An 18,284-nucleotide genomic window follows, 5' to 3' on the forward strand; every position below is an offset into this window, starting at 1 on the left:
CGGAATGTGGTCGTGGCCCGTCCCGGCGGGGTGGATTCGGCGGGCAACCTGATCGGGCAGCCCAAGATGACGCAGACGGATAATATCATGCACGCCGACTCGATCGTCTACAACATAAAATCGCAGAAAGGCATTACGCAGAATACGATCACCAATTCGGGGGACATGTTCGTGCATGCCAGCAAGATGAAGAAGATAACCCCCGAGGAGTATTTTGGCTACAAAGGGGTTTTCACGACCTGCGATCTCGATACCCCGCATTTTGCGTTCCGCACGAACAAGATGAAGATCGTCAACAAGAAATTTGCCATTACCGGTCCCATCCATCCTGAATTCGAGGGAGTGCCTTTACCCATCTATATTCCCTTTGGCTTCTTCCCGCTCTCGACCGGGCGGCATTCGGGTCTGCTGCCGCCGCAGTTTGCGGCCAATGATCAGGCCGGTCTGGGCCTGGAAGGATTGGGGTATTACAAGGTCTTTAATGATAATTTCGATGCCATATTCCGAACCAACCTATATTCCTACGGAGGGTGGAACTTATATATCACCCCGGAATACAGGGTGCGGTATCGCTACAGCGGGACGATGAATTTCGCGCTGCAGAATACCAAGCTGCTCTCGGATGCGGGAAAGGATGCCTTTACCACCTCCAAGACCTTTAACTTCAGCTGGAGTCACCAGATGGACCAGAAGGCGCGGCCCGGGACCAATTTCAGCGCCAACGTCAATGTGGCTTCGACCAAATACAACCAGTACCTGCTGAACAATCCGACGGCAAACTATGCCAACCAGTTGAGCTCATCGATCACCTATTCGAAGACCTGGGACGGCAAGTACAACCTGACGGTCAGCGGTACACACAACCAGAACAATGCGACGAGGATCGTGAACGTGAGCATGCCCAATATCGCCTTTACCGCTCCAACCATCTATCCCCTGCAGAAGAGCACCTTTGTGGGGACACCGAAATGGTATGAGAAGTTTGGGATAGGGCTTACCAGCAACATCGCGGGCGGGGCCAGTTTCTATGATTCGCTGTTCAGTCTGAAACGCATCACCGATACCTTCCAGTGGGGCGCGCAGAACAGTATCCCCATCAGCCTGGCGCTGCCGCTGAAGGGGCCGCTCCAGGTGTCGCCGGGCGTCAGCCTCCAGAACCGCCTGTATTCGCGGAAGCTGTTCCGGAAGTATGATCCCGTGTCCAACAAGGTGGACACCGTCGGCGTGCAGAAGGGCCTTTTCTATGCGAACGATATGTCCTTTAGCCTGAGCCTGGCCACGGCCATCTTCGGTACCTTCCAGGGGTTTGGGCGCAACAGCAAACTGATGGGGATCCGTCACGTGATCCGGCCGACGCTGAGCATCAGCTATAAGCCGGATTTCTCGGCGCCATATTATTATAACCTGACGACGCCCTACGATACGACAGCGGGGGCGCCAAAGCTGACGCATCAACAACGGGTGTCGTATTTTGATGGGAGCACGTATGGGGCCTTCGGGGAAGGGCGATTTGGCGGGATCAGTTTTGGGTTGGACAACCATATCGAGATCAAGCTGCGGAATAAATCGGATACGAGTAGTTCCGGCTCGAAGAAGGTGACGATCATCGACGGCTTTGGCTTCAACGGAAGCTATAACTATCTGGCGGATTCGTTCAAACTGTCACCGATCAGCTTTTACTTCCGGAGTACGCTTTTCAACAGCATCAACATCACGGGCGGGGCGACGCTGGACCCATATCAGACCGATACCATGGGTTTCGACCGGAACAAGTATGCCTGGGACGCCAAAAAATTCTCGCTTGGCCGGATCACTTCGGGTAACGTGGCGATCTCGACCAGTTTCAAGAGCAAGCCGAAGGATTCCAAGTTAGAACAGCAGAAGCAGGCGCTGATCGACCAGAACCAGATGCCGATGACGATGGAAGAGCAGCAGGCGCAGCTCACCTATATGCGCAACAACTCGGCGCAGTATGCCGATTTCAATATCCCCTGGTCGCTGAACCTGTCCCTCGCCTTCAATTTTACGAATGCGGAGAAGCCGGACTATAGCGGGTTTGCGACAACGATTACCTCGAGTCTGAACTGGAGCGGTGATTTCAACCTGACGGACAAATGGAAGATCGGCCTAAACGGATATTATGACCTGCGGTATACGAAGCTGCAGTCGCTGACGATGAATATCTCCCGCGACCTGCACTGCTGGCAGATGTCGATCAATGTGACGCCGGTGGGCTATAGCCATTACTTCAATATTACGATCAACCCGAAAGCGGGGATCCTCCAGGATCTCCGGATCAACCGGACGAAGTATTTCTATGATCAGTAAGCGCGCGGGCGGGCCACGTTAACCCCGCGGCCCGGCGGCGTAGCGATCCCACATGAGTTTATAGATGCGTTGTTTTAGCGTTTCGACCGTGTCATCCGCCTGTGGGGTAATAGGGTCGAGAAAGTGCATATAGAGCCTGCTGGGCCGGTAGTAGAGGGTCTTGCCGGCCGGCATGACCTTGCGGGTGTTAAAGATGACGGCGGGGAGGATGGGTTTGCCGGTGTTGAGGGCGAGGCGGAAGGCGCCGTCGTGGAAGGATTTGAGCGGGTCGCCGGTCTTGTTGCGGGTGCCTTCGGGATAGATGCACATATGAAGCCCGATGTCGAGGGCTTCTTTCATTTTGACAAAGGATTCGCGGCGGGAGGCTTCGTCGCGGCGATCGACAAGAACGGAGCCGGTGCGGTAGATCATGCCGAAGAGGGGGATCCTGGCCATTTCGATCTTGGCGATGGTTTTGTTGCCGCCGGGGATGCCGGGGTAGGAGATGGGGACGTCGAGGAGGGCGTTATGATTGCAGAGCACGATATAGGTCTGGCCGGGAGCGAATTTTTCCCTGCCGCGGACGGTGAGCGGGGTGCCCGCGAGGGGGAGGAAGACGCCCATCCAGATGCGGGCCATGCTCGCGAAGGCCGTCGTCTTCTGCGGATCGCGGCGGAAGTAGCTGAAGGCGAGGAAGAAAGGAAAGAGGATGAGCATGGTGACGACGAACAAAAGAATGACCCAGATGGCCCAAATAGGCGCAAATATCGCCCAGAAGCCGCCGCCACTGCCGCCGCTGCCGGCGGCGCCGGGATTGCCTGGATTGGGAAGGTCACCGGTGGCGGACGTCCCGGCGGCGGATGGCGGATCGGGTGAAAGCTGTCTGCGGTTCATGCTGCAATTTAGGGGATAGTTGTGTATGAGAATTCCCGGATGGCGCCCCACTACAGCATCCAGTCGATAGGGTCGATGCCGTTGCCCCCGAGCCAGGCGTTGGCCTTCGAGAAGTGCTTGCAGCCGAAGAAGCCTTTGTCGGCCGAGAATGGCGAGGGATGGGCGGCCTTCAGCACCAGGTGTTTTGTTTCGTCGACGAGGGCTTGTTTTTCTTGCGCGAATTTGCCCCAGAGGAGGAAGACGGTGTGTTCTTTTTGCGCCGAGACCTTGGAAATAACGGCGTCGGTGAATTCGGCCCAGCCGATCTTGGCGTGGCTCATGGGTTCGTTGGCGCGGACGGTGAGGGAGGCGTTGAGCAGCAGCACCCCCTGCTCGGCCCAATGGGTGAGATCTCCGTGCTTGGGAATGGACATGCCGATGTCGTTATGCAGTTCTTTAAAGATGTTGACGAGCGAGGGTGGTGGGGGGACGGGTTTTTGAACGGAAAAGCTGAGGCCATGGGCCTGGCCAGGGCCGTGGTAGGGATCCTGCCCGAGGAGGACGATCTTCACGTTGTCGAAAGGGGTGGTGTTGAACGCGTTGAAGATGAGGCCGCCCGGGGGATAGATGGTCTTGCCGGCGACGCGTTCCGTCTTGAGATGGTTGACGATCTGCAGAAAATAAGGTTTGGTGAATTCGGCCTTGAGTACCGCTTTCCAGCTTTCGTCGATCTTTACGTCCATAGAGGAGGGTAAATGGTTTTAATGTCTGGGCGCTTTCGCCCGGGAACGGCATTTTGCCGTTCGGGCCGAAGGTAGGGAAATTGGTTTAAAGCCATTGATGCAAAAGGGTTTGGCTTAGACGGGGATTTTTTTTATTTTTGCCGGCCGATTCGACCCGGTAGCTCAGCTGAATAGAGCTCCTGCCTTCTAAGCAGGCGGTCGTGGGTTTGAATCCCGCCCGGGTCACGAAGCCTCGCACGATAGTGCGGGGCTATTTTATTTGGTAGCGAGGAGAGCTCGCTCTCCAAAGCGGACAAATGAAATAGTCTCATCCCGCGATAGCGGGATGAGAGGCTTTGGGTAAGGCCTTCAAAGGGGTGTATCGACCCCTTATAACCTGGACAGTTTTCTAAAGTTATTTGGGCGGGATGTCAACCGCCTTTAAAATTCATGAAAATTGAAGCAATTTCTCAGTATAATCAACCATGAATAGCGGAATATTGAGTAATCCATCATCCTTCTTCAAATTTCTTAATGAATACCTAATTCTAACAGGTGGCTGATATAGCTCATTATAAACGGCAAGGCTCTTACTTCTTATGTTTTCATCTGATTTTACTTCTATAGGAATAATGTCGTTCTTCACTTGAATCAAAAAGTCTACCTCTGCCTGACCGCCTGAAGTCCAATACCGAGGAGTGCCTTCAAAGTTGGCAATTAGATGTTGTAGTATAAAGTTTTCGCTCAAGGCACCCTTAAACTCCATAAATAGCCGGTTTCCTTCTCTTATCGCAATAGGATTCAAAAATGAAAGCCTACGCAGCAACCCCACATCAATAAGATAAAGTTTAAACGCGGATAGGTCGTCATAAGCGGAGAGCGGTAGACCTGGTTTAGAGATACGATAAAGACGGTGCACAAGACCTGCGTGTGAAAGCCAGAGTAGGGCATCTTCATATTCACGGGAGCGAGCTCCCTGCTTTATCGCTTGATACAGAAACTTTTTATTGTCCCTGGCCAGTTGGGAAGGAATAGAAGACCACAGGTAGTTAAGTTTGGGAATTTCTTTATTCTCAGCATGCTTTGAAAAATCAAGGGCATAAGCATTGACTATATTTTGAAGCACCTGCTGTGTTTTTTCCATATCCTGCTTTTCTAATAGAGCAACCACAGCCTCAGGCATTCCACCGCAGATGAAGTACATTTTCAATTTTTCAACCAATTGATGAAAGAAAATATCCGGCAGCGGTTCAATTCGATCAATGCTTTCCAAATAATCAAATAATTTTTCGTCTGTAGCGGATAAGAACTCCGAAAAACAGACCGGATTTAAATGCAGAAAATCCACTTTTCCCACCGGAAACGAATTTCCGCGGGACATAGCAACTCCGAGTAAAGATCCAGCACTGGCTACTGCATATTCCGGAGCATTTTCGCAGAAGTATTTTAATGTATTAAACGCATCATTGCATTCCTGAATTTCATCGAATATAATAAGTGTTTTTTGCGGTAGTATGGGTCGTCCTTGTACAAGAGATAGGTTTTGTACAATTCGCGCGACATCTTTTGTGTTTTCAAAAAACTGCTTCAGGTCCGGCTGCTCTTCGAAGTTAAAATAGGCTACACTATCAAACTCCGAGGCACCAAAATGCGTCAAGAGCCATGTCTTGCCCACTTGTCTGGCGCCCTGCAATATGAGAGGTTTGCGGTCCGGAGCCTGCTTCCAGGCAGTTAATTTCTTTAATATGGTTCTTTTTATCTCCATTTTATCACAGTTTATGTCCAGATTATGTGTAAAAAATCACATAATTGGCACATAACTTTGTAAAGGTAATGATTTTCACCCTATAAATAGGGTGAAATCAGCTTATAAAATGTTGCAAAAATGATACAAAAAGGTGACAAAAAATAGATAGAAAGTTGACAGATATGGCAATCCTGCGGCCACTTAATCACAGATCGACAAAATGATCGACAAATTCATAAATAATGGATAGTCAAGGTCATCGGCAATCCAATCCGGGTCACAAATCCCGACCAGGCGATAGTCTGGTCGGCATTTTTATTTGGAAGCGTGGCGAATTGGTTCGCCTAAGCGGACAAATGAAAATGCCGTGGGACGCGATAGCGGAGATAATCCCCCGATTGTTCGTTCATGCACGAGTACTGTATCGAAACCGGACATCATGATCTCTCGCAAGCCTCTACAGATGGGTAGTCTTCAAGACTTTATAAATCCGGCGCTCTTTTGGGATCATCTAATGTTCTGGTCAACTTACTCGTCACAAAAATCGCCCGCCTCATGCTCCGCAACTATTTCAAGATTGCCCTCCGCAGCCTCAGGAAAAGCAAGGGCTTTACCGCCATCAACATCATCGGGCTGTCGTCCGGACTTGCTGTATGTCTCCTGATTGTCCTGTATGTCACTGACGAACTGGGCTATGACCGCTACAATGTCAACGCGGATCGCATCTATCGCCTTGACGCGGACATATTTTACAACAATACGGCATACCTGGGGGCAGACGGGCCAAAACCCCTGGCCCCCGTCCTGATCCATGATTATCCGCAGTTCGAACAATTTGTCCGGCTCAGCTACGCCGGGGATGTCATGGTTAAAAAGGGCAACAATTATATCCAGGAACACCATTACGTCTTCGCCGATTCCACCTTTTTCAAGGTCTTCACCGTCCGGATGCTCGCCGGCGATCCCAATACGGCGCTGAATGAACCCAACTCACTGGTCATCGACGAGAGTACAGCCAGAAAATATTTCGATGGATCCAATGCCCCGGGTAACGTGGTCGGCAAGACCCTGGAACTGGAAAACCACGCCATCTGCAAGATCACCGGCGTCTACCAGGATATGCCCCGCCAGTCGCATTTCCATTTCAGCCTTATCCGGCCGATGCGCGAAGCCGGCATTGGCGATACCTGGCTCGGCCAGAACTGTATCAGCTATGTCCTTGCCAGGCCGGGCTACAGCAGGAACTTCCTCCAAAGCCGCGTGAATGTCACGGTCAACACCTATATCGGCAAAGCGATGCAGACCGAGCTGCACCAATCCATGCAGGACATGGAGCGGCAGGGAGCGCATATCCGGTACGACCTGATGCCGCTAAAGGATATCCATCTCCATTCCAACAAAGTGGCGGAATTCGAACCTAACGGCAATATCGTTTATGTGTATGTCTTTTCATTCATCGCTATCCTGATCCTGGCGATTGCCTGTGTGAATTTTATGAACCTCAGCACGGCCCGTTCCGCCAATCGCGCAAAAGAAGTAGGCATCCGCAAGGTGGCCGGCTCCACGAGGGGAGATCTCATTTTCCAGTTCCTTACGGAGTCGGTGCTGCTCAGCTTTGCCTCGCTGGTGCTCGCGATGGGTATCGCCTTTTCCCTCCTGCCCGTGTTCAACCAACTCTCGGGCAAACAACTGGATGCGGAGATGCTCTTTTCCTGGCGCATCCTGCCGATGATCGTGGGGCTGGTCCTGACGGTGGGTTTCCTCGCCGGCAGCTATCCCGCGTTCTATCTTTCATCCTTCCAGCCGATCCGGGTCCTCAAGGGCTCTGTCGCCGCCGGTTTCAAGAGTAGCTGGCTGCGCAGCAGCCTGGTCGTCTTCCAGTTCTTTATCTCCATCGCCCTGATCATCGGGACAATTGTCATCTATCGCCAGCTTAGCTACATCCGCAACCGGGATGTCGGCTTTAACCGTGACCAGGTGCTGGTCGTACAAAATGCCTATGCGGCCGGCGACGCTGTAAGGCCGTTCCGTCAGGACCTGCTAAAGCTGAGCGGCGTGGTCGATGCAACTCTCACTAACAATCTCCCCACCAATCCCGGCAACTACAGTCAGAATGCATGGTACCGCGAACGGAACATGGCCGCCAGGAATATGGTGCTCCTGACCAATTTGTTTGTCGATGAACACTATATCTCCACACTTGGCATGCACATCGTCACGGGCAGGAATTTTACCCCCGCCAAATACCGAACGGACTCGATGGGCATCATCCTGAATGAAGCGGCGGCACAGATGCTGGGCTTTAAAGACCCGCTCAACCAAAAACTTTACAACCCTGGCGCACAGGACTCCACCGGCGCCTATAAGCTCAATGAGTACCATGTCATCGGTGTCGTAAAGGATTTCAACTTCACCTCGATGCATGAAAAAGTACAGCCCATGATCATGAACCTCGCCGACAACCGCGGCAGCCTGTCCATCCGCTTTAAGGGCGGTGACATCCCTTCGCTGGTACAGGAGGTGGAGGCCGGCTGGCGACGCATCGCGAACGGGGCACCTTTCAGCTATACCTTCCTGGACAACGACTTCAACAACATTTACAGGAGCGACGCGCAGACGGGCAGGCTCTTTGTCACCTTTGCCGTCTTTGCCATCCTTATCGCCTGCCTGGGGTTGTTCGGGCTGGTTACCTATGCCGCGGAGCAACGGATGAAAGAGATCGGCGTCCGCAAGGTGCTGGGAGCAAATGTCGGCAGTATCGTGGCCCTGCTAAGCCGCGATTTTCTTCGGCTGGTGGCGATCGCTTCTCTTATCGCCTTTCCCGTCGCGTGGTGGGCCATGAACCAGTGGCTACGGAGTTTTGCGTATAGGACCGGTATCAGTTGGTGGATCTTTGCCGCGGCGGCGGCCGCCGCCATCCTGATCGCGCTGGTCACCGTGAGCTTCCAGACAATACGCGCCGCCCTTGCCAATCCCGTGAAGTCCCTGCGCAGCGAATGATCGGCGAATTTTTCCTACTACTCCACTATCGAATGCTGCACCAGAAAGATCGAGATCAATAACGGTACCAGGTACGCCGCAAAGAATTTTAGGAAATTCAGGAACGTATAGAAATAACTGTACCGCTGATTATAGTGATCTGTAATCTCCTGGATCCGGTCGTTTGTAAAATGTTTGTTCATAAAATACCAAAAAGGCGCCGCAAGCGCGATAGCGCCTGCCGTCTTGCCCAGCGAATAGGTTCGGCCGAAATCAAAAGCTATATCGATCTTGAAGCCGTTGTATAAACAGAACCTTGCCAGCGCATAGACGAACGCGATCTGTAAAAACATGGCCAGGAGCAGCAATACAAACGCAACGTGTTTGGCGGGACCAATTTTTCCCTTGCTTTCGACTAACTGTCGCCTGTAGATGAAATAAAATACAAACTCGTACATCGTCCGAAGAATATTCATTTATCAAAGAGATTTTCTGTTATCGACTTGCCGGTGTAATGTTCACTTATCATGTTACCGACAAACATTCCTGCTCCGAAGATCCAGCCGATCGGGCTCGTAGCTTCAAACAGGCCCAATCCGATCTCTACCACATTGATCCCGATATCGGCAGTGTTGGAAGCGTGCCATCCATCTTCGTTCGATAGCCCCTTGGCCACATTCAACCCGATGCTGAGAACCCCCATGCTGGCCGTTAAAGTCCTGCTCTCCAAAGATATCGCTTCCATGTTACTCCCTGATAGAACTTTTGCCAGTTTTTGGGCTCCATTTATTCCTTCAAGGGTCGTTTCAGTGGAGAACGCCGTCACCTCCCAAACCTTGTTGGCCAGTTCCCAGGGATTTTCATGTTCACCCTCTTTGCCCTCCTCACCTTCCCGCCCGCTGGTCATGGCCTCATCGATATCGGCCTGTATCTCACTATTCGTTATATGATAGTCGGAAAGGGCCTTTCCATTGATGGCCTCGATCCCACTTACCATCATCCCATCCGGGACAAGAGTGGCGTTGACATTGGTCACCTCATTGCCCCAGGTTTGTTGGAAGATCAGGGATACCAGATAGGTGTCCGTTGTTGAAGGGGGTTGACCGAGGACTCCCATCAGGGCGATATAAGCCGCCACCGGGCTTCCCGCAAATCCGGGTTCTTCCGCAGAAAAAATAGTGGTCAGTGTGGTGGCGCCCGGTCCAAACGATACAGGCCCCCATGCTCCACCCGGGCCGCCGGCCCCGCCGCCGCCTCCGCCATCACCTCCACCACCCCCTTCCCAGCCGCCGAAGAGGAAGTAGGAATCATCTCCGCTGGCAAAGGCATTAAGAATATCGTTCAATTGCCCTATCCCGCTACCGGCGCCGGGATCCGGAATGGGCGCCGCCCCCGTGGGATCGCTGCCCGACACCGGGTTGTCCATAGCAAATGCATAAGGGCTCACGGTGTGGTATACATCCGCCATCGGATCTAGCTGGAAGAATCTTCCTAACTGCGGATCATAGCTTCGAAAGGTCGCCTCATACAACTCGAGACCCGAGCCGTCGCTGAATTCTTTACTTTGCAGTTCGGATCCGCCGTCATAACGGTACTTGTTCTCCGCATACTGCGTCTTTATCGCCTTGTCGCTGATGCCCGCCTGCGAGAGCCCAAACGGATAATAGTGGTTTTCTTCCAGGACGGGCCCCTGTTTGTGCTGAGCCGAAAGGTTGTCGAAGAAGACATCCCAACCCTGGGTTTCATTGCTCACCCAGACATAGAGGTATCCATTCTTCGAAATGTTCAAGGGCGATCCCGGGGCGACGGTGTTCAACTGGCCCGCAGGATAAGTGCTGCTGGCAACCGCCACGGCCCCACTGGACCCGCTGACATAATTGAACTGGTCATCGAGGAATATCCAGTTCAGATAGGCCTTGGGATAGCCGGACGGAGGCGCCGGCTGATTGTTGGTCAGGAAACTCATCAGTCCTCCATATACAGGCCCCGTCGACGAAGTGAAGCCGGAGAGCGATCCTTCGGTCTGGCCCGTCGCGGTGCTCATGAGGCCGGCGGCCAGAGAGTTGAGCACATCCGTAAACGAATTATTGGTGGTAGTGGCGGTATTGGAACTATAATAGGCCTGGACTGCCATGTTTATCGTATCCCCGCTCATTACCTTGAGCAGAAGAGAAGGACCGGTCTTCTGTCCACCTGTCCCCGTATAGTTTACCTTCGACACGCTATCGTTCGGATTGGTGATCGCCAGCCGGGTGCCGGAAGGAATGCCCGAATAGCCGGGCACGGTTGACCAGGCATAGCTCGTGGAAGGGATATTGGCGAAAAGTTGTGATTCTGTATTTCGGAATGCGCCTTCCATGCTGGCCAGGTAGTTGGTCGTGTCTCTTTGCTGGGTCAGCACCATCCGGGTATTGCCCAAATGATCTCTCTCGAAAAAGTCATATTCGAACTTATAGGCTGTCGTTCCCGTCGTATACTTATGAAAGGCCCACCGCACCCTGCCCTCCTCATGCGCGACAAACTGAAGAGTATCTGTCCCCCCACCCAGATTGGTGATGGTATCCGTCTGCTGATAGACAAATCCGGCGATATAGAGCAGGGTCGTAGAATGACGCGCCAGGCTATCGGAGACCACCTTTGCCAGCCTTGTGCCCAGGGCATCGTAGGTATAGGTAATATTCCCCTTGCCATTCATGTGCACCGTCTGCGCAAGGTTGAGATAATTGTAGTTGACGGCGTCGATAGCCCGGTTGTTGTCCTGTACCAGGTTCCCGTTACCGTCATAACTATAGTCCGATGACTGTTTCGTTCCCGACCAGTGGAAATCGCCGAGCAGGCTGGTGGGGTTATTGGCCGTATCATACACCTGGCTGAGCTGGTTGCTATTCGACTGATACGTATATTTCAGTTGGTCTATGAACTGCGACCCGCCTACGAGGAAGCCTTTTTGCTCCAGGGTCAGCATATTCCCGTTGGGGTCATAGCTCAGATTTCCCACGCTGAAGTCCACCTGCGAGTTGTCCCAGGAAGTTGAGGCCGTATTTTGCAGGAACGCCGCGGAAGTCAGCCGGCCCGCATTGTCATAGGTGTAATCATATTTGCGGTTGATCCCGCTGCCCGCGGTCTTCCAGACCGTTCCCTCGATGGTGCCATTGAATTCCGGGGTGGTATAGGTATTGCCGGCCGCCGCGGAAGACGTTTTATCATAGCCCAGCTCCAGTCCAAAGAATTGATTGGTGTTGCCCGAAACGTATTTCTTATTGATCGCCGTCAGCCAGCCGCGGATATTGTACTCATAGATCAGGCTGTCGACATTGTTGCCGAGATATTTGGCCCGCAATTGCCCGAATTCGTTATACTGCAGGCTATCGATCAACTGGTCGCCAGCAGCACCGTCGATGTTTTTCCATATATGCCTCAACCGCATGCGGTGATCGTAATCCATTTTCGTCAGCACCGTATGATTTTGGACGGTATTCCCGCTCTTTCGATGGTTGACCAGGGTCCGCAACACCGCGCCCGTAAAACTGTACTGCAGGGTGATCGTATCGATGGCCCCCGTATAGTTCACACTCTGAGTCTGTATAACCCTTCCCCGGTCATCATAAAAATTCGAGGAATACAAATACTGACTGGCGGTGCCGATCACCTTTTTCATCGTGCCGGTTACCATTCCTCTCGTGGTCATAAATGGCGCGTTGGCCACAGCGTAAGCCGGCGAAGAATTGTAACTCGTAATAAAATAGGCCGAGTTGCCGGTGTGGTTGGTAGCCATCGTGGCCGATACCGGAGCACTGGTGGCGCTCACCCAGCTGTAGTCGTCATAGAAATTCCGGGTAAGCAGTTCATTGGTGTAGGCGGCGACCACCGGATAGCTGGTACTGTAATAAGCCAGGGTGTCATGATAGGCCGGATGATCGTAGTTGGATGCATCGGTTATAAATCCGGTCGAATCGGCCCTGTTTTCGACGTCATATTTTATAAACAACCATTTCTGTGCACTGCGCATGGACGAATCCTGTTCCAGCACAAGCCGGTTACGCGCATCGTAGACCATCACCACCTTCCCGGCGCCGGGCGCCTGTTTCAGGATCACTCTTTTCCTGCCATCGTATTCATAGCGGAAACTGAGGGCATTCGCGGTGCTTTGAGAGACCGACCAGCTGCCGTTGATAAGCGCGACTGCCTTCGGCTGCAGGATCATCCGCAGGTGCTGCAAGGGATCGTAGATATAATAAGTACATAGCCATCCACTATGTCCGGTGGAAGGTGAAGGAACGGCCTGTGTTTTTGCCAGAATGGGCTTACCCCATTTATCTTTGTAGGAGACGGTCTGGTTCCCGTTCTCGTCGACCTTGACCGTCTTGAACAATTGCCCGGCCGGATAAGCGCCGTTGTCGACCGGCAAGCTTAACTGCGCCGACCCGATACTCCATAGCTGCACGCTGTCGCTGGTCGTATTTACCAGGTATTGCACGGTGCTGCCTCTCTGACTACCCGTCCAGCTGAGACCCGCCGGCTGGTTTTGCAAGGGCCGGTTCAATGCGGATGGTTCATAGACCGTCTGGCCGTAATAATACTGTTCGTCGGGAAATTGCGCCGAATTGAAGCTGGCCTGGTCGGTCAGGGCCGCAGACTTGAACTTACCGTCGCTTGTGGTTGCGGCATAAGGCAGATATTTGATGGATTCCCGTCCAAAGGGATCGTAGTCCTGGGGCGCTACCAGATCGTTTTGAGCGGGAGTCTGTTGCATGGCCACTGTTTGGACCGGTCTGCCCAGGCCGTCATAATACTGCGTCCGCTGAGCCACATCATAGGGGCTGCTGAGACCATCGGAGGTGACCGTGTCCGTTACCCCAGGCCTGGTCAGGTCTCTTGTCCGGATGTAGTTAAGATCGGTGCTGACCGTGCCTGCACTGATCACCGCGATGGTCGTATATTCTGTATCGGTACCGCAGATTACGCGTACCCGGTAGTAAGTGAGCGAGCTGAGGGTTCCCGGAGTATAGGTCAGGCCGGTGGCTCCGCTGATCGAGGTCCAGGTGCTGTTGTCCGGCGAGCTTTGCCACTGATAGGCAAAACTTCCACAGGCTCCGCCGGATGCCGGCGTTGCCGTAAGGGTTCCCGGACTCGTGCCTGAGGCGATGACCAGCGAAGAAGGCGTAATGGTGCCCGGGAAAACCTGCGGATTCACCGTCAATTCCACCGGGGCCGATGTTACGTTTACTCCGTTACTCGTAGTCACCACCTCGTACCAGGCCGTGGTAGTCCTGACGCCCGGTGCATAGCTGGAGCCTGTTCCCACCTGCGTATACGTGCCACCGCTGGTCGGCGAAGTGTACCAGACATAACTATAGCTGCCATTGCCGCCTGATGTGCCCGAAACGGTAAAAGTTGCCGCAGCAGTATTGTAATTGATCGTCTGGCCGGAAGGGCTGATCGTACCACTCACCAGCTGCGGATACACCGTCACGGTAACCGCCGGCGTAGTGGCATTCACGCCGTTACTGGTCACCTGCAATTCGTAGCTGGTCGTGGACGTAAGATTACCCGGCGTGTAGCCGGTGCTTGTGGCCCCGCTGATGGGCTGGTAGCTGCCGCTGGCATTTGAATACCATTGATAGCTGTAGCTGCTGTTGCCACCCGAAACACCCGAACCCGTCATCATCGAAGGCGCCGTCTTGTAGTTGATGGTCTGGCTGGAAGGGCTGATGCTGCCGGGCTGCAATTGCGGATAAACGTTGACTACTATCGGCGAAGAGTACACCACAGCCGACCCATTACTGCTGACTCCCACCCGGTACCAGGTTGTGGCGGTCAGGGCGGACGGAGAGTAAGAGCTCGAATTCGTCCCCACATTGGTCGGACTGCCGAATGAACTATTTGGCGAACTCTGCCATTGGTAGCTATAGGTCCCGTTGCCACCTGACGTGCCGGAGACGCTCAGCGCGGAAGGGCTGGTATTGTAATTGATCGTTTGAGTGGAAGGTGTGATGCTGCCGGCAACAACCTGCGGCAGGACGGTTATGACCGCCGTATTGGATGTATAGGCAAATGCGGTTCCGGAAAGGGATCCTCGCTTAAAATACGTGGTGGTGGTGAGGGCGCCGGGTTGATAGTTTTGTCCAGTCGCGCCGGACACGGTAAGGAAGGTGGTGCCATCGGTGGAATACCACCAATTATAGGTATAGGATCCGCCTGCACCGCTGGCCGCCGATGCATTGATCTGGGAGGGCGTGGTATTGTAATTGATCGTTTGTGTTGGATTACTGATCGTACCGCCATTAAGCGCCGGATTGATCGTTACGCTTAAAAAGGCGGATGAACCGACGGCACGAATGATCGCAGTCGTGCAGCCCGAACCATTGAATTGGATATCTGTCGAGCCGGACGTAGAGTTCAGCACGGTTCCGCAAGTACAGGTCCAACTGGTGGCGCTGCAAGGATCCGAGAGCGTATAGTTCCATACGTCACCTGGGTTGACCGTGGTGGGGCCCTCGATCGGACAGGCGATGAGGGGATGTACCTTTTGGCCATACATGACCGAGAACGAGACGGTTGTCAGGAAGAGGAGGATGAGCTTTTTCACGACAGATAGGTTTAATGGCCTTGATAATGGTATTCGACGGTTTTGAGGATATTCCCATCCTGATCCTTCACACAATTCAAACGTCCGAATCCATCGTATTGGTAATAGGTTATCCGGTTGTCCACATCACACTGGCTCGTCATGCCCACCAGCGGTGCGTACGTATACGTCGTCATCTGGGCGTTCGCGGGATAAAAACGGACCTCGTCCACCAATCCCCCGCCGCCGCTTACATTGATCGTAGTCACACCCGTCATGGTCTTTTCCAGGTAGGTCCAGCTGTTTATCGTCTTCCCGGTCGTCCAGGCGTTGTTGTCTGCTACCACCTGCGTGCTTCCGTTGTATCCATTGTAGCTGGGTGTCCCGCTTTTTGCCCACAATGAAACGACATAGGTTTTTGCAGGATCCAGGCCGGTCTTCGCAAGTCCATAGTTGATCTGGTAGCAGTGTGTGCCCGAGATCCCATCGGTCGGGATGATCCCTGTCCCGTTATTTGTCAATTGAATGCCACCGGCGCCATCCGCTTCAAAAGAAGAGAACCCGATATCTGCCTGTGCGGCATTCCTTACCTCGGCTACCGGTCTCGAATGCCGGTAATCCCAGATAAAACTCATATTCATGTCCGAAGATTTGGCGGTCGTGCTGGGCAAACCATTCCCATCATACTGGATCTGCCCCTTCTGTACATATTGCGAACTGCTGATCAGGCTGCTGTATTTTCCGCCGGAGGTCGTTTCGTTACTTAGCGCCGGAACAGGCGAAGTCGTCTCCAACCCGTAGGTGACCACCGGCTTGAACAGGGTCTGATCGTATTGGGTGATCTGTCCATCGATGAGTGATGAGTCACTGGCATCCTTTTTCAGCCAGGTCTCCTTTTCTATGACGGGATTCAACACCCTGCCGGCAACCATGTTTCCGGTCAACCCCGAGACATAGTCTTCCGGGTATTTCATCTTCTGTACCAGTGTCTGGCCATCGGAGCCGGTCTGCTGTATAGTGGTAAGATTTCGGGTAGACGGGTTGAATCGATAGGTAGTCGTCGTGGCGATGCTATTCCCATGCACGTCGTACTGAGTGGTTGTTTGGGAAGAAGGGCTGATCCAATAGGTGGTCCAGTCATCGCCGACAAAATAGTAGCTGTATTGGATAGGCAGGCGATCCAGATGATCGATCGTTTCCTGGAGGATATAGGAGTAACCGTTGAGGAAGTTGGTATCCGTCACGACGTTATAGCCGTAATCTATTTTTTGCACTGGAGAAAAATAGTTGGTATTGGGGTCATTGGAATAATCCACTCTTTCGGCAAGCCGTACATCCTGGAATAACGTCGGAAGGCCGGTGTAATAATAATCCGTCTTATGCGTCTCTCCACCGGAACTGACGGTTTCCGTCACTTTTGAATAATAGAATTTCGGACAGCGCCCCCCGACATCTCCGCTGTTGGCTTCGGCTTTGTACGTATTGTAGTTGGCCGTGGAGCCATCTGTTACCGTCACGAAATTGTATCCGCCAAAATTCGGAACGACCAGCAACACCCCGGAAGAAGTAACTCCGTCGTCCTTGACATAGCTGTAATGCTTTTGCAGGGCAGGTGTGGGCTTATACCGATCATAATCTGTGGCCGTTACCACCCGGATGCCCGGCGCGGCCGATGTGGTTACGTCATCAAAGGAGATATTTTGTTCATACTGGTACACCGTGTAACCGCCGGTCGGATAGGCGATGGTATCGAGGGCGGCATAAGAACCGTAGTCGAAATTAGGATCCCTGCTGTTCGAACCGCCAAAATTCGAGGAAGGAGTAACGGAATAGTAAGGGGAAGTCGATGAGGGCAACAGGGAGCTGTTGCCATCGTTGCCGTTGTAATAGCCCCAATAATCGATCCCCAATGTTGCCTTGAGTGGGAAATCTCCATATTCATGGATATAACTGAAACGGTAAGCCATCGTATCGTTGGCGTTTGACGGGTTCACCGTAGTCATACTTTTCAATTTCAGGTGCCCCTGGTTTGCGGCATTGCCGGAGCCGGGATGGAAATATTCGTAGGAAAAAACATTCTTTCGCACGGTAGCACCGGTGAGACTGTCGATGACATCGATCTCCCCCAAACTGGGATAGGTTCCGTTGATATCGGTTCTGGTCGACGGGAGGAAACTTACCCTTCCGTTGCGATACGTGACGGAGGTAAGCACCTGCGCCGATATCGTCGGAGCGACCTGGTATAAGGTGGGGTCATACCCCAGATCCAATTGAGTGCCGTCGGATGAAACGTAAGTATTCTGATAGTTGACGGGTGCCTGCTTCCAGCTATACGTCGTATAGTTGAGCGTTATCGTGTCCTTCTTATCCGCCGAGATAACGGAAGTGAGGAGCCATGCGGAATTATAGGCGGTGGAGTCCGAAAGGGACCCGTACCAATATATATTCGAGGTCGTGACCTCTTTCGCCCCGAAGACATAGATGGTTCCGTCGTCCGAGGTGACTGTCATGTCGCTGTTCACGGAAGGCCAGCTAATTCCCAGTTTTTTGTCATAGTCCAATTGGAAGGCCTTGCCGTTGCACCAAATGAATTTACCCGATACCGTCGCCAGTTCAACATCGAAAACATCCGGCGCCAGATCATAGTGTTCCGCCAGAAAATTGTTCAGATTGGGGTTGTCCCCGGTCAGGCTGTCGGCGTAAGTGTATTGACCGTAGTTGAGTCCGGCAGGCCGGGTGCTGTCGACCTGTCCTTCGACGATCCGGCTGATGGCGCCGCCCACGCTCAGGTTCCATCCCAAACCCACCCATCCGGCGTCCTTCATGGGCTCAAATCCGTTATAGTTGTAGCTCAACGATATCGGCAGGCTCAGCGAACCCAGCTTGACCTCATAGACGGGAAGGGTGACGGCTGGGGCGCCTTCAAACAGGGCAACGGGGTTATTGCCATACCTTTGGAAAGCCGCTACGTTTGGCGAGGCAGGGACATAGCTCTGGTCCACCTGGGTGGAAGGAAAGGTAGGCTGGCCTTTTGCTCCATTCGAGCAAAAAAGGAGGGAAGACAGTAGACACAAAGTGAATACCTTGA

The 18,284-nt window shown here is 53.0% G+C and carries 8 protein-coding genes and 1 tRNA gene; 3 read left to right on the forward strand and 6 right to left on the reverse strand.

The annotated features are described in order from the left end of the window. A partial coding sequence (locus VGM48_RS13740; RefSeq protein ID WP_331580011.1) for a putative LPS assembly protein LptD occupies window positions 1–2,328 on the forward strand: 2,328 nt, incomplete at its 5' end. A gap of 18 nt (window positions 2,329–2,346) precedes the next feature. On the opposite strand, the gene VGM48_RS13745 is transcribed toward VGM48_RS13740, so the two are convergent. Both VGM48_RS13745 and ung read right to left on the reverse strand, forming a co-directional pair. Continuing rightward, window positions 2,347–3,201 (reverse strand): lysophospholipid acyltransferase family protein, encoded by an 855-nt coding sequence (locus VGM48_RS13745; RefSeq protein ID WP_331580013.1) that lies wholly within the window; start codon window positions 3,199–3,201, stop codon window positions 2,347–2,349. 50 nt (window positions 3,202–3,251) lie between these two features. Continuing rightward, window positions 3,252–3,923, reverse strand: a complete 672-nt coding sequence (gene ung / locus VGM48_RS13750; protein ID WP_331580015.1) for a uracil-DNA glycosylase — start codon at window positions 3,921–3,923, stop codon at window positions 3,252–3,254. A 151-nt stretch (window positions 3,924–4,074) separates the two neighbouring features. Between ung and VGM48_RS13755 the strand changes: the two genes are divergently transcribed. Further along, window positions 4,075–4,148 (forward strand) — tRNA-Arg (locus tag VGM48_RS13755). Between the two features lie 202 nt (window positions 4,149–4,350). Here VGM48_RS13755 and VGM48_RS13760 read toward each other — a convergent pair. Further along, window positions 4,351–5,667, reverse strand: a complete 1,317-nt coding sequence (locus tag VGM48_RS13760; RefSeq protein ID WP_331580017.1) for an ATP-binding protein — start codon at window positions 5,665–5,667, stop codon at window positions 4,351–4,353. 537 nt (window positions 5,668–6,204) lie between these two features. On the opposite strand from VGM48_RS13760, the gene VGM48_RS13765 reads away from it, so the two are divergent. Further along, window positions 6,205–8,649: an ABC transporter permease gene (locus VGM48_RS13765; protein WP_331580019.1), complete on the forward strand. Its 2,445-nt coding sequence runs from the start codon at window positions 6,205–6,207 to the stop codon at window positions 8,647–8,649. A gap of 17 nt (window positions 8,650–8,666) precedes the next feature. On the opposite strand, the gene VGM48_RS13770 is transcribed toward VGM48_RS13765, so the two are convergent. The 3 genes from VGM48_RS13770 to VGM48_RS13780 are packed head-to-tail and all read right to left on the reverse strand — an operon-like array spanning window position 8,667 to window position 18,270. Further along, window positions 8,667–9,104, reverse strand: coding sequence for a hypothetical protein (locus VGM48_RS13770; protein WP_331580021.1), 438 nt, complete (start codon window positions 9,102–9,104; stop codon window positions 8,667–8,669). Continuing rightward, window positions 9,101–15,217: a DUF6443 domain-containing protein gene (locus VGM48_RS13775; RefSeq protein ID WP_331580023.1), complete on the reverse strand. Its 6,117-nt coding sequence runs from the start codon at window positions 15,215–15,217 to the stop codon at window positions 9,101–9,103. The genes VGM48_RS13770 and VGM48_RS13775 overlap by 4 nt, the downstream gene beginning before the upstream one ends. A gap of 11 nt (window positions 15,218–15,228) precedes the next feature. Further along, window positions 15,229–18,270 (reverse strand): hypothetical protein, encoded by a 3,042-nt coding sequence (locus VGM48_RS13780; RefSeq protein ID WP_331580025.1) that lies wholly within the window; start codon window positions 18,268–18,270, stop codon window positions 15,229–15,231. Window positions 18,271–18,284 lie beyond the last annotated feature (14 nt).

Origin of the sequence: Puia sp. (assembly GCF_036500295.1) — a bacterium.
Lineage (GTDB): Bacteria > Bacteroidota > Bacteroidia > Chitinophagales > Chitinophagaceae > Puia.